Source organism: Martinezella sp. CNPSo 3890, from assembly GCF_057784455.1.
Map to the genome: position 1 here is coordinate 1 of NZ_JBXSOR010000036.1, position 8,418 is coordinate 8,418.

7 protein-coding genes are annotated in these 8,418 nt (G+C 52.0%); 5 read left to right on the forward strand and 2 right to left on the reverse strand.

All coding sequences use genetic code 11. From position 1 onward, the window contains the following. Positions 1 to 78: 78 nt before the first annotated feature. Positions 79 to 372: a hypothetical protein gene (locus AC13RC_RS33915; protein ID WP_488559775.1), complete on the reverse strand. Its 294-nt coding sequence runs from the start codon at positions 370 to 372 to the stop codon at positions 79 to 81. Between the two features lie 395 nt (positions 373 to 767). Between AC13RC_RS33915 and AC13RC_RS33920 the strand changes: the two genes are divergently transcribed. From AC13RC_RS33920 to AC13RC_RS33940, 5 genes are all read left to right on the forward strand, one after another. After that, positions 768 to 1,490: a winged helix-turn-helix transcriptional regulator gene (locus tag AC13RC_RS33920; RefSeq protein WP_488559776.1), complete on the forward strand. Its 723-nt coding sequence runs from the start codon at positions 768 to 770 to the stop codon at positions 1,488 to 1,490. Positions 1,491 to 1,740: 250 nt separating this feature from the next. Then, positions 1,741 to 2,997: an 8-amino-7-oxononanoate synthase family protein gene (locus tag AC13RC_RS33925; RefSeq protein ID WP_113389738.1), complete on the forward strand. Its 1,257-nt coding sequence runs from the start codon at positions 1,741 to 1,743 to the stop codon at positions 2,995 to 2,997. After that, positions 2,994 to 3,527 (forward strand): SMa0974 family conjugal transfer regulator, encoded by a 534-nt coding sequence (gene rctB, locus AC13RC_RS33930; RefSeq protein WP_113389737.1) that lies wholly within the window; start codon positions 2,994 to 2,996, stop codon positions 3,525 to 3,527. The genes AC13RC_RS33925 and rctB overlap by 4 nt, the downstream gene beginning before the upstream one ends. 279 nt (positions 3,528 to 3,806) lie before the next feature. Then, the gene (gene traG, locus AC13RC_RS33935) at positions 3,807 to 5,720 is read left to right on the forward strand and encodes a Ti-type conjugative transfer system protein TraG (RefSeq protein ID WP_488559777.1); all 1,914 of its coding nucleotides are present in this window, start codon (positions 3,807 to 3,809) and stop codon (positions 5,718 to 5,720) included. Positions 5,721 to 5,948: 228 nt separating this feature from the next. Next, on the forward strand, positions 5,949 to 6,770 hold the full coding sequence (locus AC13RC_RS33940; RefSeq protein ID WP_488559778.1) for a class I SAM-dependent methyltransferase: 822 nt from the start codon (positions 5,949 to 5,951) through the stop codon (positions 6,768 to 6,770). A 184-nt stretch (positions 6,771 to 6,954) separates the two neighbouring features. Here the strand turns inward: AC13RC_RS33940 and AC13RC_RS33945 are convergent, their stop codons facing one another. Then, a complete protein-coding gene (locus AC13RC_RS33945; protein WP_113389731.1) occupies positions 6,955 to 7,980 on the reverse strand; it encodes a class I SAM-dependent methyltransferase in 1,026 nt (341 codons plus the stop codon). Between the last annotated feature and the right edge of the window lie 438 nt (positions 7,981 to 8,418).

Sequence of the window (8,418 nt, forward strand, 5' to 3'; positions counted from 1 at the left end):
TGTACCCGAAGGGGCGGGACGTTACCGAGATGTACAAAATACATCGGTTCCGCCGGACCAGTGTTGGCCACAGGAAACCTAGTTCAGTTTGACATCTGCGTTACCGAATCCGCGCCGCGCCGGTCGAAGGGCCCACATTTGCGTTTCGTTAGTGCTCAGCAGGCAAAAAACCTCGAACCAGAAATGGCTGTCGGTGGCACGTCCATCCACCTTTGCGCCTAAAGCGCACCAAGCCACAGCAAGCGTGGCATCGGGACCATAAGCCGCTTTTGCGGCCAGGGCCGCGAGCGCAGGGTCTTTACCACACCAAACAGAGATGTCATCAACCGAGGACGATGGCTGGCGATATTTTGATGTATCCGCAAAAATCATAGGAAGCTCTCCCGTGAATGTCCGGCACGGGACGAAATTTGGCCGGACTTTGTTCTCACAAGTGAGTCACGACCGCGGATGCCGCATATGTCGTGTGATCCCTGGCCACTTCCTATTTTATCTCAACACCAACCTTGGATCTTGGGCGAGCCGACTGAACTCGCTCGCGAGGTGCCTCCTTTTGATGCAACAAAATTGTGATCGAACAAATATCACTTTCCCTCTTTACGTGCAATACGTATTTATGACAGGTAAATTACAGCGCTTATCAGCGAAAATAGACATTATCGCAATTACTGAGAGTATTTTTGTTGCGTCAAAATGCTCATGGTTAAGCGGAATCTCTGATCCTCTCATCCGCGTGCTGCCGCCCACTGATTGAAAGGTTATCATCCATGAAGCCACTCATCCTCATCTGCTCGACGGATTACGAATTTTACCTTCTGCTCGCCCAGATCCTCAACATGAGAGGTTTTGAACCTTCACTGGTCGAAGGAGCGGAGGAAGCTCTCGCTAGCGTGAAATCCGATGATTTAGTGGCTGTGATAATAGACTATCATAACGATGCCTTCCGCATCGGCGATCTCGTCAGCCAGATCAGGGAGACGCTGGCCGATAAAGCGCTAGCGATCGCGGTCTTCGTGGGAGCAGGCAATCAGCAACTTTATCTGGAAGCGCTCAAGGCCGGCGTGAGCGAAATTTTTATGCGCCCGTTCAACCCAGAGCGCCTTCTATCTTATCTGTCAGACTTATCGCCAAACGGTAACGCTAGATCTCGCTCGGCAAGAACCTCCGGCAATTCGCTAGTTTATGCGGAAATCACGATGCAACTCGATAGCATGCGCGTCGAGTGCGATGGTATGGACGTCCAACTCAGTCCGATCGAATTTCGCCTTCTTCAGCATTTTCTACAAAAACCAGGCTACGTCTTCAGCCGAGACGCTCTCATCGAGGCTGCCTGGCCGCAAGGCACCTTTGTGGAGCCCCGCACCGTCGACGTTCATGTCGGGCGCCTTCGGCGGAGCATGCGGCGCGTGCTAGGTCGCGATATTATCCGCACTGTCAGGGCTACCGGTTATGCGCTCGATGAGCGTCAGAATGCAGAGCGGGCTTCGTAAGAACTGAGATCACCGAGAAACTCCGTTGAGCATCAATGTGACATTCCGGCTGCTGTGTTTATCAAGCCTTTCGTTTTCGAAATATTAGCGTCACAGAACCTTCAGACAATATTACCGAAACGATCGTTGTTCGCGGACCCATTCCGCGGCAATAAAATAGCATCGCGTCGCCAATGAGATGCGATGTGCTGCGGCAGATGTCGATTGTCTGCTGTGTCGCTGTTCCGCTACCAACAATTTGGATACTCCCATGAGCGATGATCATCATTCGCCCACCGCTACGGCTGTGTCGCGATCCTACCGCAATACACTCAGCGTGATCGTTTCCGCCGATCAAAACCTTGCTGCGGCCGAGCAGGAGGGGGTGATGGCGCTCTACGCGGATCCGGATAAGGATCGTTCGGTCCTGTTGCCCACTGGGCGTCAGAAGAGAGTGATTGACTTCGTTCGCTGCTCTTATCTGGGCCTCGACAATCATCCGCTCATCCTCGAAGGCGCAATAGAGGCGGTGCAGCGATACAAGGCGCTCCATTGGTCCTGCGCAAGAACGAGGCTTAATTTCAGCCTATTAGGCGAACTGGAAGAAGCGCTCTCCGACTTGTTTACAGCACGCGTCATAACCTACACGACCGTCCTAGCCGCCAATATGGGAGCCCTACCCCTCCTCGCTTCCGGATACCTCACTGAGGACAAAAGACCGACGGTCGTTTTCGACCGATTGGCGCATGCGACGCTTGCGTTTCACAAGCCCGTGGTCGCCAATGAAACACCGATCCAAACGATCGCTCATAACGATCTCAACGCACTCGAGGATATTTGTCGACGCAATGATCGCGTAGCCTATGTGTGCGATGGCGTCTATTCAATGGGCGGCAGCGCGCCGATTGCAGATCTCCTAGCACTCCAGGACCGGTACGGCCTATTTCTTTATATCGACGATGCCCATGGCATTTCCTTATTCGGGAAGTCTGGGAAAGGCTTTGTACGATCCCAGGTCGGCGCTGCCCTTGGCGAGCGTACAATCGTTGCCGCATCGCTCGGCAAAGGCTTTGGAGCGTCGGGCGGCTTGCTGATGCTCGGCACTCCTCGGCAGGAAGAATTGTTCCGGCGCTTCTCGATCGCCTACGCCTTTTCTGCGTCGCTTAATTTAGCGGCAATCGGCGCTGCCATGGCGTCTCAGGCGCTGCACCGCACTGATGAGCTCAAGTTGCGCCAGGATGCGCTTGCGGATCGGTTAGCTGTTTTCGACAGGATGGTTGCTAGCGAGCAAGCCGGCTCAAAGCTACCAATCCGCACCATAGAGTTCGGCGACGAAAGACAATCTATTCGTGCCGCCGCCCATATTCTCAACAAAGGTTACTACACCTCGGCGATCTTCTTTCCCACGGTCGCAAAGGGAAAGGCCGGCTTGCGGGTCTGCCCTACCGCCAGGCACGACATTCGGGAAATTGAAGGGTTGGGACATGCAATCAACCAGGCGCTCGCCGAACGAGGAACAGATCCATGATCGACCCAATCACCAATATTCTGAATGAGGCCTGGCAAATTAGCACCAACGCCAAAATAAAGGCAGATGGGATAGAAATACTGAAATATACCGCCCAAGCCTGCGTCACCTTACCCAATCCCGTTATATGGCTTGAGCAGATTTGCGGACACGCTGCCGAGCTATGCCCTTCCATAATCTCCAATGGGCCAGAAAAAAGGTTCGACTACAACGAAGGAAACCCAATTGTCAGCGCTGCGGATATGATTGCTGAGAGAGCGTGCACGCAAATTCGGGATGGTAGTAGATCTTCAGTCGCCGACGGAGCCGGCAGGTTTCTCAACTTCGGCGACGCTTGTGTCATCATACGGCCAACCCACGACGGTTTATTCGTTCGCATTTTTGCCCGAGACCTCGTCATTTTTTTCGGAATTCGAACGCTTCTGGAAGGTAGCCTCGCAGAACTCCCGGCCATCTCCAATAAGGCAATCGAATGGTTCCCCGTAGGTCTTGAACCGCCTCACTTGCCGTCACATCGTAGGGAGCATTAGTTCAGAGATATCGGTTGGAGGTTGGCAATTGGATTGGTGCCATTGCGGCACTTGATGTGCTCCCCGCCTCGATCGCGTGGGCGCGAACCAGATGCATCAATGCTCTCCACATCGCCGTCATAATGTTGCGCGCTCAACGCGCTGCCCGGCGGTCGAGTAGAAGATTTGCCAGACACCCGAGCCGCTCCGGCGCAAAGCAGATCGTCAGCAGATTAGAACGACGTGTTCAAAAATGCCCTGTCACGAACCGAATACACTACCGCCTGAGAAGGTTTCCTAATGGCGCTGAAGGACAGAATACATCCGAGCTTGCTTCTCATCCTAGTGCCGATCACAGTCACAACGTTGATGCTCTGTATCACTGCACGGCAATGGCAAGATTTGGCGATCGGGATGCCGTCACGAATCGCCTATTGGTTCTTGCGAGCGGGTCCTCTTCCCAATCTCCTTCTCGGACCTATTGCCTCACTTCTTATGGTTTCGGGATTGCCGCCCCATCGCCGTCGGCCGATCGCTTTTACGAGTCTTCTTTGCTTTTTATGCGTGGCAGGCTTTTACGTCCTGCGGGAATATAGCCGACTGGTTCCATGGGTGGAGAATGGCGTCGTGATATGGAGCGAAGCGCTCAGTTATCTCGACGCCTTTGCGGTTGCCGGGACCATTCTCGGATTTGGCATTGTCGCAATCTCTGCGCGCATCTCGATCGGCGTTTCCGATCCGATCAAGCGCGCCAAGCGCGCCATTTTCGGCGATGCCGATTGGCTACCCATGCCGGATGTGGCTAAGATCTTCCCCTCGGACGGAGAGATCATTGTTGGCGAACGCTACCGCGTCGACCGTGATCGCGTGCATAAGTTGCCTTTTGATCCCAACAAACGTGAGACCTGGGGGCAAGGTGGAAAAGCGCCGCTCATGACTTTCAATCAGAATTTTGATTCCACCCATATGTTGTTCTTCGCGGGCTCCGGCGGCTTCAAGACGACCAGCAACGTCATCCCAACGGCGCTGCGCTACAAGGGGCCGCTGATCTGTCTCGATCCATCCACGGAGGTCGCACCGATGGTTCTCGAGCATCGCGCCCGTGCGCTCGACCGCGAAGTCATGGTACTCGATCCCACCAATCCAGTCATGGGCTTCAACGTTCTCGATGGGATCGAGAGATCGACGCGTAAGGAGGAGGACATTGTTGGTATCGCCCATATGCTTTTGTCGGAAAGCCTACGCTTCGACACCTCGACAGGCTCCTATTTCCAGAACCAGGCGCACAATCTGCTAACTGGGCTTCTGGCTCACGTGATGCTATCACCCGACTATGCCGGCCGCCGTAACTTGCGTAGCCTGCGCCTGATCGTTTCTGAGCCGGAACCGTCGGTGCTTGCTATGCTGCGCGATATTCAGGAAAATTCCGCGTCCGCCTTTATCCGCGAAACGCTCGGTGTCTTCACCAACATGACAGAGCAGACCTTCTCCGGGGTATATTCGACCGCATCCAAAGATACTCAATGGTTGTCGCTCGACAATTATGCCGCATTGGTCTGCGGTAACGCATTCCAATCGAGCGACATCGCTTCCGGACGGAAGGATGTCTTCCTCAACATCCCTGCATCGATCCTGCGCTCCTATCCCGGCATTGGTCGAGTGATCACCGGCTCGCTGATCAATGCCATGGTCCGAGCCGACGGCGACTTCCGCCACCGGGCGCTCTTCATGCTCGACGAGGTCGATCTGCTGGGCTACATGCGTGTTCTTGAAGAAGCGCGCGACCGCGGACGTAAGTATGGCATTACACTGATGTTGATGTACCAATCCGTCGGCCAGCTCGAGCGTCATTTCGGAAAGGACGGAGCGACTTCCTGGATCGAAGGTTGTGCCTTCACATCCTACGCCGCAATCAAGGCGCTCGATACAGCACGCTATGTGTCCGCCCTATGTGGAGAGATGACCGTCGAAGTCCAGGGAAGATCGCGCAATGTCGGCTGGAGCAATACCAATAGCAGTGCGCGCAAATCCGAAAGCATCAGTTTCCAGCGTAGACCGCTGATCATGCCGCACGAAATCATCCAGTCTATGCGCAAGGATGAGCAGATCATCATTGTCCAGGGACATAGTCCGATTCGCAGCGGAAGAGCAATCTATTTCCGCCGTAAGGAGAGGGACATGGCGGCAAAAAACAATCGTTTTGCGAAGTTCTAGAGCGCGTAGATTTTTCTCGGGACCAATATCCGTATGCCTTGGCACACTCTTGTGTTTGGAGAGCGTGACTATCTCACCGACGGTGTCTCAAAGAGCTTTCCCTCCGACGCCGATGAATGTGGACAGCCGCTTTCGATTGCAACCTTAAAGAGTTTTACTAAAGAATAAACTCCATTTAGTTGTAGCTCTACTTGCGCCGCTGGAATTACGTGGATATAACTCCGTGTTATGACCCAGCAATATTCGGAAACTTTCAGAAACGCGATTAAACACTACACAGGCGCTTCGACTCCGGAGCGCCTGGAAATAGAACTTAATACGCGCATCGATTGGGTGAAAAGCTTTCTTACAGCGTGCGCTCCATATGCAAAAATTGAGGGTAGCCGCTTTATAGATGTGGGATGCGGAACTGGTGTAGCGGGTATCTCAGCATGGGAATTGGGCGCAAGAAGCATAACTGCATTCGATTATTCGAAAGAAGCTGTTCATATTTCAAACATGCGCTTTGAGGAACATTGTGCACCAATCAAGGCGCAAGAGGGAAATCTCATTTCGCCAATCGCATCGGGATTGCGTGAGGAATTTGATTTTGTGTATTGCTACCAAGTCATCGAACATATTCCGAGAGAAATGCAATTTAGGGCCTTGAAGAGCCTTTTTGACCTCGTCGCTCCTGGCGGAGTTGTTCATATCGATACTGAAAACTCGCTGTATCCTTACGATCGACACGATACCAGACTACCGCTAGTGCGCCTTCTTTCAGGAAATCTGGCACGGGACTTAGTTGCAAGACTCGGGCGCGGTCTTGATATGATGGAACCTTCCTTCGGCGGTCGTGTCCAGATTCATGACTATCTCTCATATGATGAGATTATTGGTGCTGCTTTGATTTCTGGTCTGGAGGTCGTCGATCCTTTTGTTCCCCATGGCAACGCGCGGCAAATGTTCTTGAGCATGACAGGCAGTCATTGGTTTTACGAGACCTTTGCCCAATATTTCGACGTGGAGCGATTTATGCCCATATCGTTGATCGTCAGGAAGCCGGCGTAAACGAAAGTCGCGAAATAGATGACTTATCTGAACCCTGCAAACTGCTCCAGTTTGCAGGGTTCAGATCAAATCATCCGGGGCAGGTCACGCCTTCTGAAACTGCACATTCAGAGCATCTAGTCGCAGAACTGAAGTCTCGCGGACATTTCTACAAAAGCGACCTAATGTAGAATGATATAGGACGCTATTTTGGCTTTTGCGCCACTACAACCATATCATACCCATTTTCTGGATATATATCCCCTATATGGATATTTCGGAGTGAGAAACCAGCAACGGAAGGCAAACGCTTCCAAATCTCCGGGCTTATTATCCATAAGTGCTCGGGCGCATTATCAACGTCTAGCGGCACTGCGAAAAACAACCAACCGCCCGGTTTAAGCACGCGCATAATTTCATTGAATGATGATTCCAAGTCCGAGCTATGCTCTAGCGAGTGGGAGGAAAATACAAAATCAAACTCGGCGTCTAAGCAAGGCAATTTCTCATTTGAAGCGCGCAAAAAGCTAAAGTTAGGCCGCCCTTGCGTTTTACCAATATTTCCATCAATAACCCTCTCATCGATGTCCAACCCAGTATAAGTAAAATTGGCCTGCTCAAAGTACTCAAGCATGCCGGGAAGGAAATTCCCGCATCCAATATCAAGTACTTTTGCGCCTCGATCCACATAGGGTTCAGTCTCCCTCCACCGCATAAGATATGCATCTCTGCGCTTTAAAGTGATTTCCTCTATATCCTGGCCCGTTTCTACAATATTCCGAATCCAGCGATCAACTTGATCAGTTTGAACTGACCTAAATCGCTCTTTATCGAAAGAAGACATTTCGCTTTGGGAATCGTTCAGCGAAGTTCTTGGCACAAACGCGCCATAAATAATCAACTCCTCGCCTTGCGACATTATTGGTTTACCGACAATCGTCAGTGAATTAGCTGATATCGCATCTGTATATGTACAGATAGAGCAAAAATTTTCCGTTCGGGATGGATCTTTATCAACCGATATTGTACCAGACCATGGGTGACGCATGACTAAGAAAAGAACGTCTCGGCCAGGGCCATTCCATTGGATCGATGACCCTCTTCCGAATCCCAGATTCAACATTTGGTCCGGTCGCTCTTGCCAATGTCCTGAATATTGGAAACGCGCGTCGTTATAAGCGACAAAATCATAGTCCCGCTTTCGATAAATTTGCTCGAACGGAGATGACATTATGCCCCCCAAATTTCCTGATCATCGACTTTTATTGACGTCGTGTATGTAGTGTATTTATGTGGTCATGCAAATACATGGAAGGCACTTTTACCACCTCTTACCGAAGAGAATGGCTTCGGTAGTGGGCGCCGCCCTATTGGCATATTAAGCTTGCCTCACCGTCGCGCCTGGCACCAGAATCCGGTCTGGTCAGTACCGCAAAAGACACATTGCTCATCACACTTCGTGTGCGTCCGGCGAACGCATTTTTTGGGTGTCGAGAGATGGAAGCTATAGACCGCGTTTCATCTCATCGGCCATGATGCGGTCGATTATTTCAGGATCGCACTGTGTGTCGATGAGGAACTCGCGTATACCGCCGTCCCACGTCCTGATGTCGGCGAGTAGGCTTTGAAGTTCTTCTATGCCATTCTCGGTCAGACCCTTCGTGCCATC